This is a genomic window from Aeromonas sp. s8, from assembly GCF_040907785.1.
Taxonomy (GTDB): Bacteria; Pseudomonadota; Gammaproteobacteria; order Enterobacterales; family Aeromonadaceae; genus Aeromonas; species Aeromonas veronii.
Window position 1 is genome coordinate 320495 of the sequence record NZ_JBFOCL010000015.1, and the last position, 17278, is coordinate 337772.

16 protein-coding genes and 1 riboswitch are annotated in these 17278 nt (G+C 59.8%); of the genes, 6 read left to right on the forward strand and 10 right to left on the reverse strand.

Annotated elements, in window-relative coordinates:
* Positions 1–5 precede the first annotated feature (5 nt).
* The 3 genes from AB5Y86_RS05370 to moaA form a co-directional block, all read right to left on the reverse strand.
* Positions 6–260, reverse strand: coding sequence for a chaperone NapD (locus tag AB5Y86_RS05370; RefSeq protein WP_031227438.1), 255 nt, complete (start codon positions 258–260; stop codon positions 6–8).
* Positions 261–289: 29 nt separating this feature from the next.
* Complete coding sequence (gene napF / locus AB5Y86_RS05375) at positions 290–832, reverse strand: ferredoxin-type protein NapF (protein WP_101530466.1); 543 nt, start codon at positions 830–832, stop codon at positions 290–292.
* Between the two features lie 239 nt (positions 833–1071).
* Positions 1072–2067 (reverse strand): GTP 3',8-cyclase MoaA, encoded by a 996-nt coding sequence (gene moaA, locus AB5Y86_RS05380; RefSeq protein ID WP_040065406.1) that lies wholly within the window; start codon positions 2065–2067, stop codon positions 1072–1074.
* Positions 2055–2195: riboswitch (molybdenum cofactor riboswitch) on the reverse strand. (Overlaps the previous gene by 13 nt.)
* Positions 2196–2273: 78 nt before the next feature.
* On the opposite strand from moaA, the gene narQ reads away from it, so the two are divergent.
* From narQ to AB5Y86_RS05395, 3 genes are all read left to right on the forward strand, one after another.
* Complete coding sequence (gene narQ, locus AB5Y86_RS05385; protein ID WP_005334468.1) at positions 2274–3986, forward strand: nitrate/nitrite two-component system sensor histidine kinase NarQ; 1713 nt, start codon at positions 2274–2276, stop codon at positions 3984–3986.
* On the forward strand, positions 3986–4624 hold the full coding sequence (gene narL, locus AB5Y86_RS05390; protein ID WP_005334471.1) for a two-component system response regulator NarL: 639 nt from the start codon (positions 3986–3988) through the stop codon (positions 4622–4624). The genes narQ and narL overlap by 1 nt, the downstream gene beginning before the upstream one ends.
* A gap of 103 nt (positions 4625–4727) precedes the next feature.
* Positions 4728–5303 carry an LON peptidase substrate-binding domain-containing protein gene (locus AB5Y86_RS05395; RefSeq protein ID WP_005334473.1) on the forward strand — a complete coding sequence of 192 codons (576 nt, stop codon included), beginning with the start codon at positions 4728–4730 and terminating at the stop codon, positions 5301–5303.
* Positions 5304–5552: 249 nt separating this feature from the next.
* On the opposite strand, the gene AB5Y86_RS05400 is transcribed toward AB5Y86_RS05395, so the two are convergent.
* Both AB5Y86_RS05400 and AB5Y86_RS05405 read right to left on the reverse strand, forming a co-directional pair.
* Positions 5553–7649, reverse strand: a complete 2097-nt coding sequence (locus tag AB5Y86_RS05400; protein ID WP_368192329.1) for an ATP-binding protein — start codon at positions 7647–7649, stop codon at positions 5553–5555.
* 31 nt (positions 7650–7680) lie between these two features.
* Entirely contained in the window at positions 7681–8865 is a 1185-nt protein-coding gene (locus AB5Y86_RS05405; RefSeq protein ID WP_236350476.1) for an FIST signal transduction protein, read from the reverse strand.
* 113 nt (positions 8866–8978) lie between these two features.
* On the opposite strand from AB5Y86_RS05405, the gene yvcK reads away from it, so the two are divergent.
* On the forward strand, positions 8979–9893 hold the full coding sequence (gene yvcK, locus AB5Y86_RS05410) for a uridine diphosphate-N-acetylglucosamine-binding protein YvcK (RefSeq protein ID WP_368192330.1): 915 nt from the start codon (positions 8979–8981) through the stop codon (positions 9891–9893).
* 39 nt (positions 9894–9932) lie between these two features.
* Here yvcK and AB5Y86_RS05415 read toward each other — a convergent pair whose 3' ends face one another.
* The 3 genes from AB5Y86_RS05415 to lpcA all read right to left on the reverse strand — a co-directional run bounded on the left by AB5Y86_RS05415 (position 9933) and on the right by lpcA (position 12112).
* Positions 9933–10268 (reverse strand): Hpt domain-containing protein, encoded by a 336-nt coding sequence (locus AB5Y86_RS05415; protein ID WP_019446543.1) that lies wholly within the window; start codon positions 10266–10268, stop codon positions 9933–9935.
* A 291-nt stretch (positions 10269–10559) separates the two neighbouring features.
* Positions 10560–11369, reverse strand: a complete 810-nt coding sequence (locus AB5Y86_RS05420) for a class II glutamine amidotransferase (RefSeq protein WP_368192331.1) — start codon at positions 11367–11369, stop codon at positions 10560–10562.
* A gap of 164 nt (positions 11370–11533) precedes the next feature.
* Positions 11534–12112 (reverse strand): D-sedoheptulose 7-phosphate isomerase, encoded by a 579-nt coding sequence (gene lpcA / locus AB5Y86_RS05425; RefSeq protein ID WP_005334485.1) that lies wholly within the window; start codon positions 12110–12112, stop codon positions 11534–11536.
* A gap of 255 nt (positions 12113–12367) precedes the next feature.
* On the opposite strand from lpcA, the gene fadE reads away from it, so the two are divergent.
* Together fadE and AB5Y86_RS05435 are read left to right on the forward strand one after the other, a co-directional pair.
* On the forward strand, positions 12368–14824 hold the full coding sequence (gene fadE / locus AB5Y86_RS05430) for an acyl-CoA dehydrogenase FadE (protein ID WP_368192332.1): 2457 nt from the start codon (positions 12368–12370) through the stop codon (positions 14822–14824).
* A gap of 179 nt (positions 14825–15003) precedes the next feature.
* Positions 15004–16278, forward strand: a complete 1275-nt coding sequence (locus tag AB5Y86_RS05435) for an amidohydrolase (RefSeq protein WP_368192333.1) — start codon at positions 15004–15006, stop codon at positions 16276–16278.
* Positions 16279–16359: 81 nt separating this feature from the next.
* Here AB5Y86_RS05435 and AB5Y86_RS05440 read toward each other — a convergent pair whose 3' ends face one another.
* Together AB5Y86_RS05440 and AB5Y86_RS05445 are read right to left on the reverse strand one after the other, a co-directional pair.
* On the reverse strand, positions 16360–16707 hold the full coding sequence (locus tag AB5Y86_RS05440; RefSeq protein WP_042054648.1) for an RnfH family protein: 348 nt from the start codon (positions 16705–16707) through the stop codon (positions 16360–16362).
* Positions 16700–17134, reverse strand: coding sequence for an SRPBCC family protein (locus tag AB5Y86_RS05445; protein WP_005334496.1), 435 nt, complete (start codon positions 17132–17134; stop codon positions 16700–16702). The genes AB5Y86_RS05440 and AB5Y86_RS05445 overlap by 8 nt, the downstream gene beginning before the upstream one ends.
* Positions 17135–17278: the final 144 nt, after the last annotated feature.

Consider the following 17278-nt stretch of genomic DNA (forward strand, 5'->3'; position numbering starts at 1 on the left):
TCTTTTCAGTGACCGCCCAGTTCATCGAACTGGTGGTAAATCAGGGCGGCTGAGAGCACACCCGGCATCGCCTGTATCGCATCAATGGCCGCCATGATCGGCCGCTGGCTCGGACCTTCCAGGGTCACGACCAGCTTGCCCTCGTCACTGACGGCGTGGATCTCGGCCCCTTCCAGGGCGCCAATCTGCTCGGCGAGCTGATGGCGCAAAGGGGGCTGGGTCAGCACCACCAGACTCGATACATGGAACTCCTGATCCATTGTGGCTTCTGTGTCACACGGCTTCTGACTCATTCTGACTCCTGCTTGAGGGTGGGCTGGCTCGCACCACCGGATGGGGCGGCTCGCCCGTCGACCTTGATGCTGCCAACCGGACAATCCTGCACACAGGCGCCGCAGCCATTACAGCGGTCCGGCTCGACCGTCGGGGTGGGCACACGCCCCAGCACCGGAATAAAACGAATGGCATTGGGCTCACAGCTGTCCTGACAGCGCTGGCAGAACACCTGACCATTGGCCAGACAGTTGGCTTCGATATGGGCCTTGTAGTGCCAGGGGGACTCGCTGGTCGGGCGAAACAGCGGCGCCTTGCAGACCGTGGCGCACTCGGTGCAGAAGGTGCATTCGCCACGCTGGAAATCGACCACCGGAAAACCGCCCTCGCCATTCACCAGGATCTGCTCCGGACAGGCCGCCAGACAGTCCCCGCAGCGGGTGCAGTCGGCGACAAATGCCGACCAGTTGACTGACCAGGGCAACTGCACCGGCGGTTCGGCAGTTCTCAGCCGCCCCCGGAACAGGCCGCGGCGGGCAAGATCGATCTCATCCGGCATGTTGACTCCTGTTCTGGTGAAAAAGGGGACAGGGCGAGTCCATGATTGGCATTCTTGATACCAATTATAAGAGTGGGTGTATATTGCGGCCCTGACAAGGTAAGGGATATACCACCAGGGAGATAAACAGGGGGGATTCTTGCGCCAGATCAAAGCCTTGCAGCGCAATAAAAAAGGAGGTATCGGTTAAAATACCTCCATGTGAGGATTGCTATTTAATCGTTGGCGATTTTTTGCGGTTATCCGCCGATCGAGGCGAGATGAGGGGTGATGCCGGCATTGCCCTCATGGAGACGATGGGTGGCACTCTTGCCCGCCAGTGCCGCGCGAATGCGCTGTTGCAGCTCATCAGATTGCCCATCTGCGCCGAGCAGATCCCGCAGGTCGATGCCGTTGTCGCCAAACAGGCACAGATGCAGCTTCCCCAGCGAGGAGACCCGCAGCCGGTTGCAACCGGCACAGAAATCCTTGCTGTAGGGCATGATGAGCCCCACCCCACCTTGCGAATCGGGGTGCATAAAGACCTGCGCCGGACCGTCATCCGTGCCCCGCAACTGCTGCACCCAGCCGCTCTCCAGCAAGCGCTGTTTGATCTGCTCGCCGCTGACATGGTGGTCACGAAACAGGGTATCCATCTCGCCGGTCTGCATCAGCTCGATAAAGCGCAGCTCGATGGGCTTGTACCTGATCCAGCCCAGAAAGGCATCAAGCTGGTAGTCGTTGAGCCCCTTGAGCAGCACCGCATTGATCTTCACCGATTTGAAACCGGCGGCCAGTGCTGCTTCGATCCCCTCCATCACCTCGGCCAGCTTGTTCTCACCGGTGATCTGGTGAAACTGGCGCGGGTCGAGACTGTCGACACTGACATTCAGCGCGTTGAGTCCGGCATCAAACCACTCCTGAGCCCGCTCCTTGAGGCGATAGCCGTTGGTGGTCATGGCGACCTTCTCGATACCCGGGGTGGTGGCAATCACCTTGACGATCTCGGTGAAATCGCGGCGCAGGGAGGGCTCGCCCCCCGTGATGCGCACCTTGCGGGTGCCCATGGCGGCAAAACCGCTGACCACGCGGCGGATCTCGTCAATCGAGAGAAAGGGTTGACGCCCCGCTTTGTGACCTTCCGGGGGGCGATAGCCGTCAGGCAGGCAATAGGTGCAACGGAAATTGCACACATCGGTCACTGACAGACGCAAATAGTAAAAACGACGGGAAAAACCATCTTCAAGTGGCAACATAAACACCTTTCCAAATACGGGAGGCCAGGGCATTTCTTTCCTGACCCTTACAGCTCAAACGTCGGCTGACGGCTGGTTTCCCCCTATCGCTAGGACTTAGGCAAAACCGCTCGGAGTTCATCTAGTTTTTCGATGCTAACACAAGTTGGAGTACACTCCCACGCATCTTGCGGGGTCCTTATCACTATTCAGAGGTGCGCATCAGTATGGGAAAACGGTTCCGGGTCCATTCGGTCAGCAGTGCCATTGGTCGCGCCATGGTGTTGATCCTCTTTATGGCCAGCCTGATCGCGCTGGTCGCCATGGTCACCCTCTTCTACTCGGTACCCGATGCCAAGGCGATCAACCTCTCCGGTTCGCTGCGGATGCAAGCCTACCGGATGGCCTACGAAATCGAGCGGGGCGACAGCGTGCTGGGGCGCCTCTCCCAGTTTGAAGAGACCCTGCACGCCGAAGAGCTGCAGGAGACCCAGCGCTGGATCACTCCTGCCTCCCTGCGTCGCACCTATGGTGAGGTGCTCGGCCAGTGGCAGGTGATGCGCCAGCACATCGAGGATCGCACCCCCAGACGGTACACCGATAACACCGAGCAGTTTGTGGCGGCCATCGACAATTTCGTCAATCAGATGCAGTACCACGTGGAATTCAAGGTGCGGATGCTGGCGCTTGCGGAGGGGCTCGGCCTGCTGGCCATCATCACCATCGCCTGGTTTACGGTGCGCTTCACCCGCCAGCAGGTGGTCGCCCCCCTCAACCAGCTGGTCTACTGTGCCCGCCAGATCCAGCGGCAGGATTTCGATCTTAAGCTGCCCGCCCACGGCGAAAACGAGCTGGGGGAGCTGTCGCGCGCCTTCGTCACCATGGCCGATGAGCTGGGCAAACTCTATCGGGAGTTGGAGAACAAGGTGGAGGAGAAAACCGCCAAGCTGCAGCAGGCCAATGACACCCTCTCGTTTCTCTACTCGACCGCCCAAAAGCTGCACGCCGCCCCGCTCAGCACCCGCACGCTGATCAAGCTGCTGGACAGGGCTGCCGCCCACCAGCATATCGACCACATCCGGCTGACCCGCTTCGAGCACAACGCCATGCCGGTCTACATCTCGGGGCGAACCGGCTGGCCCGGCGATCTCGATGCGGTGGCCAGCTTCTATCTGCAGATGGATGAGCAGGAGTTCGGCCGCCTCGACATCATCAGCCAACACCCCATCGATGAGCGGTTGATTAAAAACTTCACCATGCTGCTGGCTCAGGTGCTGCACAAAGACCAGACCCTGCTGCAACAGCAGCGACTGCTGCTGATGGAGGAGCGGGCGGTGATCGCCCGGGAGCTGCACGACTCGCTGGCGCAGGCCCTCTCTTATCTCAAGATCCAGTCCACCCTGCTCAAGCGCTCTTACGCCAAGGGGCAACATGACAAGGCGCAGGAGGCGATGCAGCAGATCGACGAGGGGCTTAGCAATGCCTATACCCAGTTGCGCGAACTGCTCGGCACCTTCCGTCTCACCATTGGCGATGCCAATCTGGGGGAAGCAATCCGCGTCATGCTCGATCAGCTGCAACCCCAGACCCAGGCCGAAATCCGGTTCCATTACGGACTGGCCGACAACGACCTGGAGGCGGGCCAGCATATCCACATTTTGCAGCTGATCCGTGAGGCAGTGCTCAATGCCATCAAACATGCCAACGCGCAAGTGATTGATGTTAGCTGTGAGACCCTCGCCAGTGGTAACATTGAGGTTCAGATTTCAGATGACGGTGTCGGGATCGGACTCGCCAGCTCGGCGATCAACCATTACGGGTTGAGCATCATGAACGAGCGCGCCAGCAAACTGCACGGTCTGCTGACCATCAACGAGCAGCAACCACAAGGCACCTGCGTGCATCTGACCTTTCCCACCAGTCTAGCGAGAGACGCCTGATGGACGAGATGAAATACACAGTTCTGGTCGTAGATGACCATCCCCTCATGCGCAAAGGGATTGTGCAGTTGCTGGCTCTGGAAGAGAACATGGAGGTGACCGGTGAAGCCTCCAACGGCACAGATGCCGTGGCGCTGGCCAAAGAGTCCGAGCCGGACCTGATCCTGCTCGACCTCAATATGAAGGGGCTCTCCGGCCTCGATACCCTCAAGGCGCTGCGGGCCGAAGAGATCACCTCCCGGGTGGTGATCCTCACCGTCTCCGATGCCCGTCAGGATGTGGTGGCTTTGCTCAAGGCCGGTGCCGACGGCTACCTGCTCAAGGATACCGAGCCTGATCTGCTGTTGGCCCAGCTGGCCGACGTGATGACTGGCAAGCAGATCCTGAGCGAACCGCTGCGCCCCTATCTCGAAAACATCTACGAGCTGGATCACCTGCAGCAGAAGCTGGAAAGCTTAACGCGTCGCGAAATGCAAATCCTGCGCGAAATTGCAAAAGGCCTCTCCAACAAACAGGTCGCCTCGGTGCTCCATATATCCGAGGGAACGGTCAAGGTTCACGTGAAGAGCCTGCTGAAGAAACTCGAGGCGCAAAGCCGCGTGGAAGCGGCTGTCATGTATCTGGAGCAGCGCAACTAAGCGCCCTCAACCGCCCGAAAAGCCACCCTCCGGTGGCTTTTTTCATTCTCTGGCACAGTCGCTGCATTGTCATATTCAGCAACTACTCAATGGAGGATGGAACATGAAACTACAACCTTTGGCACTGTTCCCCTTGCCTTCCCACATACTGCCGGGTGGCAAGCTTCCTCTGCGTCTGTTCGAGCCACGCCACCTGCAGATGCTCAAGGAATCATTCATCAACGATCAGGGCTTTGGCATCGTGATGGAAGAGTCGACCACCTCGGGACAATCCGGCCGCATTCTGCCGGTGGGCACCCGGGTCAAGGTGACTGACTTCTACACCCTCAATGATGGCCTGCTGGGTGTGACGGTGCTGGGACTGGAGCGCTTCTGCATCCACGAGATGGAAACAGACGAGATGGGCCTGCGCCGGGCCAAGGTGGAGATGCTGCCCAACTGGCCGAGCACCCACTCAGATTTCAACGACAAGCTGCTGGTCAATCGCCTGCGGGAAGTGTTCGAGCAGTATCCGGAGCTTGATGAGCTCTATCCGGACAAGCGCTTTGAAGATGCCGCCTGGCTCTGCCAACGCTGGCTCGAGATATTGCCGATGCCGATTTATGAAAAGCAGATGCTGATTGCCAAACAAAACAGCGAAGCGGCCCGTAAATTTCTGCATCGCCTGATTTCACAATGACAAAAACAGCGTTGCAAAATGCAATTATTCCAACAATGAAAATGTGAAATTCGCATTTTGCGAGTAAGTAGGAACGCAAAACACCATAACAAGAGAGAGCCGCTGCGCTAAACGGCCAAAATCGAACACAAAAGAGTCCCAAAAAAGTTGGCACAGATTTTTCATATAGATTGATACAACCCGATTTATCCCGTGCTCTCTTCAGTATTTGCTGAAGAACTGGTCAACCCACAAAGTTGACCATTTTTTTTATCCGCGCGTCGGCAACCGCTGACCAAAGTGACGCTGCAAACACTCTCTCAACCGTGACAAGGTGATGGGCTTGGCGAGAAAGTCATCCATCCCCTGCGCCAGACAGCACGCCTTGTCCTCCGCCATCGCATTGGCCGTCAGGGCAACGATTGGCATAGTGCATCCCAACTCCCGCAAGCGTCGGGTCGCTTCCAGCCCGTCCATCAGGGGCATCCGCATATCCATCAGGATCAGATCCGGGAGCTGCTCATCCACCTGCGCCAGCGCCTCCAGACCATTGGCCGCCAGCCGTACCTTGCCCACCAGTTTTTGCAGCATCAGCGACACCACCAACTGGTTCACCGGGCTGTCCTCCACCACCAGCACATCCAGTGGCAGCAGTGCCGAAGCCCCCTCCTCCCGCTGCGGCTGGCTATGACAAGGCAGCGCCATGCCGGGCAGTTCGAACCAGAAACAGCTTCCCTTGCCCGGCTCGCTCTTCAGGTGGATCTCTCCCCCCATAAGCGTCACCAGACGCTTGCTGATGGCAAGACCGAGACCGGTACCGGAAAAACGCCGGGTGGCCGAGTTGTCGACCTGGGAGAAGGGCTCAAACAGGAGCGCCTGATCCGCATCGGCGATACCGATCCCGGTGTCGGAGACCGAGATCAGCAGCTTCTCATCCTGCCAACCCAGGTGCAGTGTCACCTGCCCCTGTTCGGTAAATTTGAGGGCGTTGTCCAGCAGATTGCCCATCACCTGTGACAAACGCATCGGATCCCCCTGCAACTCCCGGGGGACCGACTCATCGACCCGATAAACCAGCGCGATCCCCTTGGCGGTCGCGCGAGCTTGCAGCGGCTCGACCAGAGATTGGCAAAGCTGGACGGGTTGCAGGGTCTCGCAGTGAAACACCAGGGTTTGCGACTCAATTTTCGAAAAATCGAGCACGTCGTCGATGATGGTTTGCAGCAAACTGGCCGAGTGGGTGGCATGGCGCAGCAGGCTCTGTTGCTCCGGCGCCAGCTCGGCATGCTGCACCAGATCGAGCATCCCCAACACCGCATTCATGGGCGAGCGGATCTCGTGGGTCATCATGGCCAGAAACTGGGACTTGGCACGGTTGGCCGCTTCGGCCTCATCCCGTGCCCGCGCCAGCTCCTCTTCCCTACGGATCTGGTTGCTGATATCCCGGGCAGTGCCGCGATAACCGATAAACTGGCCATCATGGTCAAAACAGGGCTCGGCGCTCACTTCCATCCAGCAGGGGCCGTGTTGCAGCGCAACCTGCATCCGCACCCCTCGCACCGGCTGGCGCAGCTCCAAAAGCTGCAGGTATTTCTGGGCATCGCAGCTTTGCTTGTTGCAGACATAGTCATAGAGGGTCGGCCGGGTCGCCTGCGGGGTCATCTCATCCAGATAACCCGGCTCAGAGGCGTAACTGAGGCGATGCTCGGCATCTGTCTCCCAGAACCAGTCAGAAGCCATGGCGGCGAAGCTGCGAAAACGGCGTTCGCTGGCCTGCAGCGCCTCGGTTTTTACCGCGACCTGCTCCTGCAAGCGGGCCCGATAGGTGATGTTGACCAGCGCCTGGGCGATAAGAGGACGGCAACGCTCCATGGCGGCCTTGCTGGTGAGATCGAAGGTACCCGCCCGAGCGTGGCGGCAGATGAGGGTGGCGGTAAAACCGGGGGCCTGCAGCCCGGTCAGCATCACGCTGGCCCAGCCCGGCTCGCTCGCCAGCGGCGCAAGCTCGGGCAGTTGGGCGGGATCGTAAATCACCAGGGTTTCACCCGAGATGGCGCGGGCAAATGCCGGGGTCATGCGCCAGCTGCGGGCTGATAGCATCGGCTCGGTACTGAGGTGGGTACTCCCCAGCTCCCCTTCCCAGGCCACCACATCCGCGTGCTCAAAGCCGATAAAGGGTTTGAGCACCTGGATAAGGCTCTCCAGCACCTGCTCCAGCGTCTTGGCATCGGCGAGGGTGGCAACCCCACCCAGCAGGGTCTGGGACTCGTGACGATACTTGGCCTCGCGCTCGCGGCACCGCATAAGGTCGACCAGCGTGGTCTGCAATTTGTCGCCGAGGGCTTCCAGTTCACTGTTGCCAATCATCTTGTTGCCTGCTCTGTTATGTTCTGCCGACTCAACGGGTCAGGAAAATCACGCTCGATACCATCAGGTTGCCGTGGGCCAGCTCGCCATTGGGCAGCCGCCCCTGCTCGCCGAAGGTAAAGGGGGTGATAAAAGGGATCTTGCCGAGGCGAGCCTGGCTCTGCTCGACAAATTGGCACAACATATCACCTAGCGCCAAACGGCAACCAGCACAAAAGATGATGAGCGCGCCGATAGGCTGCAATTCCACATCGACCCCATACCCTGGCTCGACGCGCATGGCATTGAGGCTGCGCTGCAACAACCCTTCCTGACTGCTGTACATCAACAGCAGACGCTCCCCTTGCACCACATCGGTAAAGAGCCGCAGCCCGCCCTGTTCGGTCACCGCTTCGGGATGGGAGAGTTTGTAGTAAGGAATGCCATCCAGTGCTCCCACCTGACGAGCCAACGGGGTGAGCGTGGTCTCCCGCAAAATCGCCCCTACCGGCCAGGGCTGCTCGCGACCGCACCAGCGGGCATAGACCTCGGCAGCAGGTTGGTGATCGATGGTGAGTACCTCCCGCCCGTTGCAGGTGGTGATCTCACCACTGAATTCGGCAGGCACATAACCGGAGTGAAACTGAAAAGCCAGCTGGCAATCGGGATAGAGCACCGCCAGACCGACGCCATCCTGACTCACCGCCTCATCCCAGCAGAGCTGCCAGTCACCGCTGACGCTACTATCAGCCGCGGATCCACCGACCACCGGCACCGAGGCACCGAGTTCGGCCTCGATACCGGCCAGCAGCCCCTCCTCCTTGCCGGGACTGGCATGAAACAGGATCAACTGGGGCAGCTCGCCCGGCCGACCACAGTCGCTCATGGCTCGGCGCAGCAACTGCCGCACATCCACCCCGTCACCGCTGGCACCGGCTACCCCGAATGCCCCTTTCTCATCGTACAGAGCAGCAACGGCCAGCCCATATCCGTCTCGGGCGTGGTGTCCCATCTCGGTCATGACACCACCGCAAGAGCTGCACCCTAGCAGGCGGGTCGTCGGGAACTGGCGTTTGAGCGCGTCGCGCAGTATCGCCCCCTCATGGGCTTGGGTAAAATAGAGTAACAGCAGGGAGGGGGCCTGATCGGCATGGTGGCGCAGCTGCGCGCAGATATCTTGGGCCGCCAGCGATGAATTCTGGGCGAGGGAGTGAACGGTCAGAAATTTCAACACCATCTCCTTGTTTTATCGAATGGCAGCCTCAAGCAAAAATCATACCTTTATCAAACAATTATCTCGCTTCGCTTGCTAACATAGCGGTCAACTGAGACCAATGACAGGACGCCCATATGTGGCAAAAAAACATCAATGACTTCGATCGGGTCGTTGCCATCGGTGGTGGCCACGGCATGGGACGAGTGCTTTCGTCCCTCTCGTTTCTCGGTCAACGGCTCACCGGCATCGTCGCCACCACAGATGATGGTGGCTCAACCGGACGCCTGCGCAAGAGTCAGGAGTGCATCGCCTGGGGCGATCTGCGCAACTGCCTGAACCAGCTAGTGACCGATCCCAGCATCGGCAGCCTGTTGTTCGAGTACCGCTTTGCCGGCAAAGGCGAGCTGGCGGGCCACAACCTTGGCAACCTGATGCTGCTGGCGCTCGATAATCTCTGTGTCCGTCCTCTTGATGCTATCAAGCTGATCAGTGACATGCTCAAAATCGAGTCACAATTGCTACCCATGTCTGAATTTCCCACCGATCTCTGCGCCCATATGGAGTGTGGCACCCAGATCCTGGGAGAGGTATCCATCGATCAACTGGCAACCCCTCCCCTCTCCCTCGGCCTGATGCCGGAAGTGCAAGCGACCCGGGAAGCGGTGCTGGCATTGCAGCAGGCGGACATGATTATTCTGGGGCCGGGCAGTTTTCTCACTTCCATCATGCCACCACTGCTGCTGGCCGAGATCGCCCAGGCCATCAACGAGAGCAGCGCCATGCTGGTTTTCGTCTGCAATCTGGTGGCGGAAAACGGCCCTGCCAGTCAGCTGGATCTGATGAATCAGTGTCGCTGGCTGGAATCCCGGGTCGGTCAGGGTCGGCTGGATGCCATCCTGGCCCCACAAGGCGCGGGTGATGCGGGGGACTGGCAAGGGCGAGTGATCGAAGCCGAGCTGGGCGAGCTTGAGCTGCCCCATCGGCACGATCGGTTGAAGCTGAAACTGGCGCTGGACCGGACCATCCAGCAACTGCTCAACCAGCGTTAGGCAACGGTCACGGCGCCCCGGCCCCCCTGCATGGCGCCGTTACTGATAATCGGCAAGAAACGCGAGCACCTGGGGCAAGGAGGCCTCCAGCAGTTGCAACTGGCGCTCTGCCTCGGCCACATCGGCCTGCTTGCTGGCCATCTCCAGCGCCATCACCTGCTGATAACTCGGTATGGCGCCATAGCTGCCACAGGATGATTTCATACTGTGCGCCACCCGAGCCAGCGCCTCCCACTCTCCCTGTTCATAGAGGGGTCTGAGCTGACTCAGCTGCTCGCCCACCTCTTCAATAAAGACTGCGATGACCACGGGCAGCATATCCGGACCGATATCCTCTGCCAGCTGCTGCAACACCTTGCGATCCACCCACTCCATGCGAGGCTCCTCCAGAACGGTATTCAAACAGACCATACTATAGATAGTTTTCGATGTCGTGGCTCACGACCAGGCTGTGATGAAGCACCCGATTGGATGGCTCAGGGAATAAAGTGGCAAAAAATGTGATCAGTATCGAAATAGCGATGCTGAAACGCCCGTCAAGACAACAACTTGATTGCCACAAATTAACAATTGATCAACACTCAATGCCGTCAGAGTGATGATGCTCAGCAACACCTCTCATCCCTTTTGCCTTTTATGGCTGCTGCGAAGAACCAGGGTAGGTATCTACCCTGGTATTTTTTTATCTTGCTCAAACGCGACCTGATTGGTCGCCACCAGCTCCCCCATGCGAAACAGATTGAATTCGCCGGGCGCCATTTTGACCCAATTCTCATTGCCGGTCAGCGGACGGGTGGTGATCAGGGTGACCACATCGTTGGGGGTGGTCTCCCTTTGAAAGTCGATCACCACCTCCTCATCCAGCAGGCTCGCCTCGCCAAAGGGCGCGCAGCGGGTCAGCCAGTGCAGATTGTTGCTGCAGTAGCTCATCACATACTCCCCGTCCGAGAGCAGCATGTTGAACACCCCGAACGCTCTGAGCTCGTCACACAGGGTGGCGAGATAGCGAAACATGGCGGGAAAGTTGGCCGGACGCTTGGGATATTTTTGCTCCAGCCGATCGAGCAGCCAGCAGAAGGCGTGCTCGCTGTCGGTATCCCCCACCGGCCGGTGGCGGCCGGTTGGCAGCTTCTTGTAGCCGGTCAACTGACCGTTGTGAGCGAAGGTCCAGTAACGGCCCCACAGCTCACGGGTAAAGGGGTGGGTATTTTCCAGTGACACACAGCCACGGTTGGCCTGCCGAATGTGGCTGACCACGGCGCAGCTCTTGATGGGCAGCGCCTGTACCAGTCTGGCGATGGGAGATTGGGCGCTGGGCTCGGGATCCTTGAAGGTGCGAAAGCCCTTCCCCTCGTAGAAGGTGATCCCCCAGCCATCCTTGTGGGGCCCGGTCTTGCCGCCGCGCAGCATCAACCCGGTAAAGCTGAAGCAGATATCGGTCGGCACATTGGCACTCATGCCGAGCAGTTCGCACATATCCGGCAGACTCCTTTCATGATTTGGCTTGTGTCATGTTCGACCAGCACGCTGGTTCGACAGACAGCAGGGGAAGGCGCAATCCCTTCCCCTGTGACTGGCAACAACCGGCCGATGGCGAACCATGCTACCGGCGTTGCCCTTGTCTGGTGACGATGGCTTGATTACTTGGCCATCTCTTTTTCGACCAGCTGGATCAGGATGTGGATCACCTTGATGTGCACTTCCTGAATACGGTCGGCATAGCCAAAGTGCGGCACGCGGATCTCGACATCCGCCAGACCCGCCATCTTGCCGCCATCCTTGCCGGTCAGGGCGATCACTTTCATCCCTTTGGCGCGGGCAGCCTCGATGGCTTTCAGGATGTTGCCGGAGTTACCGCTGGTGGAGATACCAAGCAGCACGTCGCCACGGCGGCCGACCGCTTCTACGTAGCGGGAGAAGACATAGTCATAGCCAAAGTCGTTGGAGACGCAGGAGAGGTGGCTCGGATCGGAGATGGCGATACCGGCATAACCCGGGCGGTTCTCGCGGTAACGACCGGTCAGCTCTTCGGCGAAGTGCATGGCGTCACAGTGGGAGCCACCGTTGCCACAAGAGAGCACCTTGCCCTCTTCTTTGAAAGAGTCAGCCAGCAGTTTGGCGGCCGCTTCGATGTTTTTCAGGTTCTGCTCATCAGCCAGGAAGGCCTGCAGCACGCTGGCAGCTTCGGTCAGTTCATTGCGGATCAATTCTTGGTACATGATGTCTCTTCCACTGTTTTTAGTGTGCGTGTAGATCGCGGCTATTCTCGCACAAGCGAATCGCACAGTCGCCCCCCTGCGAGCCACAGCGCTGGCGGCGCGTGAGCGTTATGGGGATCACAGAGAGAAGGTAATGAAGATGTAAACAGCTTGATAACTTTGTGCGTATGAATTACAACAGGGGCCATATCCAACAGGTCAGACCTCTGGATCAGTTACGCCACGTTGGCAACCTAACCACGCAAGGAGCAAGCAATGACGACGACCCTCACTCTGCTCGGGGTGATCCTGGTTATCGGAGCCCTGGCCTATCGCCGGGCATCCCTGTTCATCTCCACCCTGGTCACCGGCGCCGCCCTGGTGCTTGGCACCATCTATGGGCATGTGCCCTTGCTGGTATGGGCGCTGTTCGCGGTGATTGCCATCCCGCTCAATCTGGTGGAATTTCGCCGCAATCAAATAACCAAGCCGCTGTTCAAGATCTACAAATCGATCATGCCGGAAATGTCCCGCACCGAGAAAGAGGCGATTGAAGCGGGCACAACTTGGTGGGAAGCCGACCTGTTCGCGGGCAACCCAGACTGGAAAAAGCTGCACGCCATCCCGGTCAGCACCCTCTCTGCCGAAGAGCAGGCCTTTATGGATGGCCCGGTCGAGGAAGTGTGCCGCATGGTGAGCGACTGGGAAGTGACCCACGAGCGCGCGGATCTCTCCCCCGAGGTGTGGCAATACCTGAAGGACAACAAGTTCTTCGCCATGATCATCAAGAAGAAATATGGCGGTCTGGAGTTCTCGGCCTACGCCCAGTCCTGTGTCCTGCAAAAGCTGTGCGGTGCCAGCGCCGTGCTCGCCTCCACCGTTGGCGTACCCAACTCGCTGGGCCCGGGCGAACTGCTGCAACACTATGGCACTGACGAGCAGAAGGATTACTACCTGCCCCGCCTGGCGGTAGGCAAAGAGATCCCCTGCTTCGCCCTGACCAGCCCGGAGGCGGGTTCTGACGCCGGCTCCATCCCCGACTTCGGTATCGTCTGCAAGGGCGAGTGGGAAGGGAAAGAGGTGCTCGGTATGCGCCTCACCTGGAACAAGCGCTACATCACGCTCGCCCCTATTGCTACCGTGCTGGGTCTGGCCTTCAAACTGCGTGATCCGGAACACCTGCTGGGTGAAGAGGAAGAGCTCGGCATCACCTGTGCGCTGATCCCGACTCACATCAAGGGGGTCGGCATTGGCCGTCGCCACTTCCCGCTCAACGTGCCGTTCCAGAACGGTCCGACCCAGGGCAAGGATGTGTTCGTCCCGCTCGATTTCATCATCGGTGGCCCGGCCATGGCCGGTCAGGGCTGGCGCATGCTGGTCGAGTGTCTGTCGGTCGGTCGCGGCATCACCTTGCCCTCCAACAGCACAGGTGGCGTCAAGATGCTGGCCCTGGCAAGCGGCGCCTACAGCCGCATCCGTCGCCAGTTCAAGCTGCCCATCGGCAAGATGGAAGGGATTGAAGAGCCGCTGGCCCGCATCGGCGGTAACGCCTACATCATGGGCGCCGCAGCCAACCTGACCGTGACCGGTATCGACCTTGGCGAGAAGCCGTCGGTCATCTCCGCCATCGTCAAATACCACCTCACCGACCGTGCCCAGAAGTGCATCATCGATGCTATGGACATCCACGGCGGCAAGGCCATCTGCATGGGCCCCAACAACTATCTGGCCCGTGGCTATCAGGGTGCCCCCATCGCCGTTACGGTGGAAGGGGCCAACATCCTGACTCGCAGCATGATCATCTACGGTCAGGGCGCTATCCGTTGCCACCCGTATGTACTGCCGGAGATGCTGGCCGCCAGCCACCCCGACAAGGAGCAGGCGCTGAAGGATTTCGACAAGGCGGTGTTCAGCCACGTCGGCTTTGCCATCAGCAACCTGGTACGCAGCTTCTGGCTCGGTATCACCGGCGCCCGCTTTGCCGCGGCCCCTTACAAGGATCAGACCAAGGGCTACTACCAGCAGCTCTCCCGCCTCTCGGCCAACCTAGCGTTCCTGTCAGACATGGCGATGGGTACTCTGGGTGGCGAGCTCAAACGCAAGGAGCGGGTCTCCGCCCGTCTTGGCGACGTGCTGAGCCAGCTCTATCTGGCCTCCAGCGCCCTCAAGCGCTATCAGGACGAGGGACGCCAGCAGGCCGACCTGCCGCTGCTGCACTGGGCACTGCAAGATGCCATGTTCAAGGCACAAGAGGCGATCGACGAGCTGCTGCGCAACTTCCCGAACCGCTGGATTGGTCTGGCCCTGCGTGCCGTAGTACTGCCGCTGGGTCGCGACCTGAGCCGTCCGTGCGACAAGCTGGATCAACAGGTTGCCCGTCTGCTGCAAACCCCGAGCGAAACTCGCAGCCGCCTGGCCAAGGGCCAATACCTGACTCGCGAAGAGGGCAACCCCTTCGGCCTGCTGGAGCAGGCGCTCGATGACGTACTGGCCGCCGAGCCGCTGTTCGAGAAAGTCTGCAAGGCTGACGGCATCAAACGCCCCTTCATGGCGCTGGACAAGGTGGCCGACATTGGTCTGGCTGCTGGCGTACTGACCCAGAGCGACGCGGAGCTGCTGCGCCGCGCCGAAGTGAGTCGCCTGCGCACCATCAACGTCGATGATTTTGACCCCATCGATCTGGTGGCCAACAAGAAGCTGTTTGAAGCCTCCGCTTACCATCACGCAGCCTGATAACCAGCTATCGACAACGCCTCCCTTGTGGAGGCGTTTTTTATGGGCGCTCGCCACTTTTCACGACCCCCACTGCAACCACTTGCACTCACAGCTCCCCCGACCAGCTGCAGGCCCCGTGTGGTCAGCCGGGAAAAAAGGCACAATAGCCGACAAATCGAATCACCAAGGAAGCCAAGATGACCCTTGAGCACCTGATCCTGTGGCGCCGCGACCTGCACCGCCTGCCGGAAGCCGCCTGGAAAGAGTTTCGCACCACCAGCCTGATTGCCCACCACCTGAGCGAGCTCGGTTATCGCATCGTGCTCGGCGACAAACTGCTTGCCAGCAATCTGATGATGGGCCGTGATGTGGATGTGGCGGCCGAGAAGGCCCGTGCCCGCCGTCAGGGGGCCCACCCCGACTGGCTGGAGCGGATCGGCGATGTCACTGGCCTGATGGGAGAGCTGGATACCGGCCGTCCCGGTCCGACCCTGGCCTTTCGCTTCGACATCGATGCGGTGGAGGTGGAAGAGTCCGACGCTGAACAACACCAGCCGCAGCAGGAGGGCTTTGCCTCCCACAACAAGGGGTGGATGCACGCCTGCGCTCACGATGGCCACACCGCCATCGGCATGGGGCTGGCCAGCAGCCTGATGGCGATGAAGGAGCAGCTGTGCGGTCGCATCAAGCTCTTCTTCCAACCCGCCGAAGAGGGGTGTCGCGGTGGCAAGGCGCTGGCTGCCGGTGGCGCACTCGATGACGTGGATGCCCTGCTTTCGCTCCATATCGGTATTCACGCTGGTAGCGGCGAGCTGGTGATCAACCCCACCGAGTTTCTCTGCTCCACCAAGTTCGACGTCCACTTTATGGGCACCGCCGCCCATGCAGGGCTCGAGCCCAATGCCGGCAGCAATGCGCTGGCCGCCGCCTGCATGGCCACCACCGCCATGCTCGGCATTCCCCGCCACCGCGACGGCATGACCCGCATCAACGTCGGCCAGCTTCACGCTGGCAGCGGCCGCAACGTCATCCCGGATCATGCCGAGCTGCGCGGTGAGACCCGCGGCGCCGATAGCACGCTCAACGACTACATGTTCAGTCAGGTACAGCGCATCGTCGAAGGGACTGCCCTCGCCCACGGCGTCACCTACCGCATCATCAAACAGGGCGAGGCCATTGCCCTCGACAACAGCCCGGCACTGCAAGCCGAGCTGGCGGCGCTGGCCCGCAAGCAGGGGCTCGCCACTATCCAGACTCGCCGCTTTGGCGCCAGCGAAGATGCCGGTTTTCTGATGGAGCGGGTGCAAAAACAGGGGGGCGAAGCGGCTTACCTCATTCTGGGGGCCGATCTGGCGGCGCCGCACCATCACAACGAATTCAATTTCGATGAGCGGGTGATGCAAAGCGGGGTAGAGCTACTGGCCGCTTGGGCCCGTGCACGACTGGGTGTGGCAGAAGCAGCCCTCTCTTGATATCCCCTCGGCAAGCTCACCGGCTAACGGGATCAAAAAAAGGCGCCTCGGCGCCTTTTTTCTGCAAGAAAAACCTGAGCGCTACTCGCGGAGCTTGCGATGCACATCGGGGCGGCCCCCGGTCACGCTATCGGCTCTCCCCTCCTCTTTGGCCTTCTCGGCCCGCTTTTTGCGCATCTCGCGGGGATCGGCGATGAGCGGGCGGTAGATCTCGATGCGATCGCCGTCGTGCAGCGGCTCGCTCCCTTTCACCGGGCGGCTGTAGATACCGAACTTGTTGACCGCCAGATCGATCTCGGGGTGTTTTTGTACGATGCCGGACTGCTCGATGGCCGCCAACACGCAGGTCTCGGGCGCAACCCGCAGGGCAATCACCGTCTGCTGCTGCGGCAAGGCATAGACAACCTCGATGTTGAGCTGGTCAGACACCGTAGACCTCCTTCGCCCGGTTGGAGAAGGCGGAGACCATGGAGCTCACCAGATCGCGGAACACCTGACCAAATGCCACCTCGATAAGCTTGGAGGTAAACTCGAAATCGAGATCAAACTCCACCTTGCAGGCGTCGACATCAAGCGGGGTAAAGGTCCACCAGCCCGCCAGCTTGCGGAACGGGCCATCCACCAGTTCCATCCTGATCTGGCGGTTCACATCCAGCTGATTGCGGGTGGTAAAGGTCTTGGCAATCCCCGCCTTGGCCACATCGACCGACGCCATCATGTAGTCATCGCCAGCCTCGTGGACACGGCTGCCGACACAGCCGGGCAAAAACTGCGGATAGGCATCCACATCGTTAACCAACTTGAACATCTGTTCTGCACTGAACATCACCAGGGCACTGCGCGTAATTCGGGGCATGGCTTTTCCTCATCCAATCGGCGCGATTTTATCACCATGTTTGGGGTTGTGGAGGTAAAACCTCAGCCAAACCGCTCAGAAAGCCACCACTTGACCTGCTGCGCGTTTTACAGCCGCCCCTGCCTACGTATAATACGAGCCTCC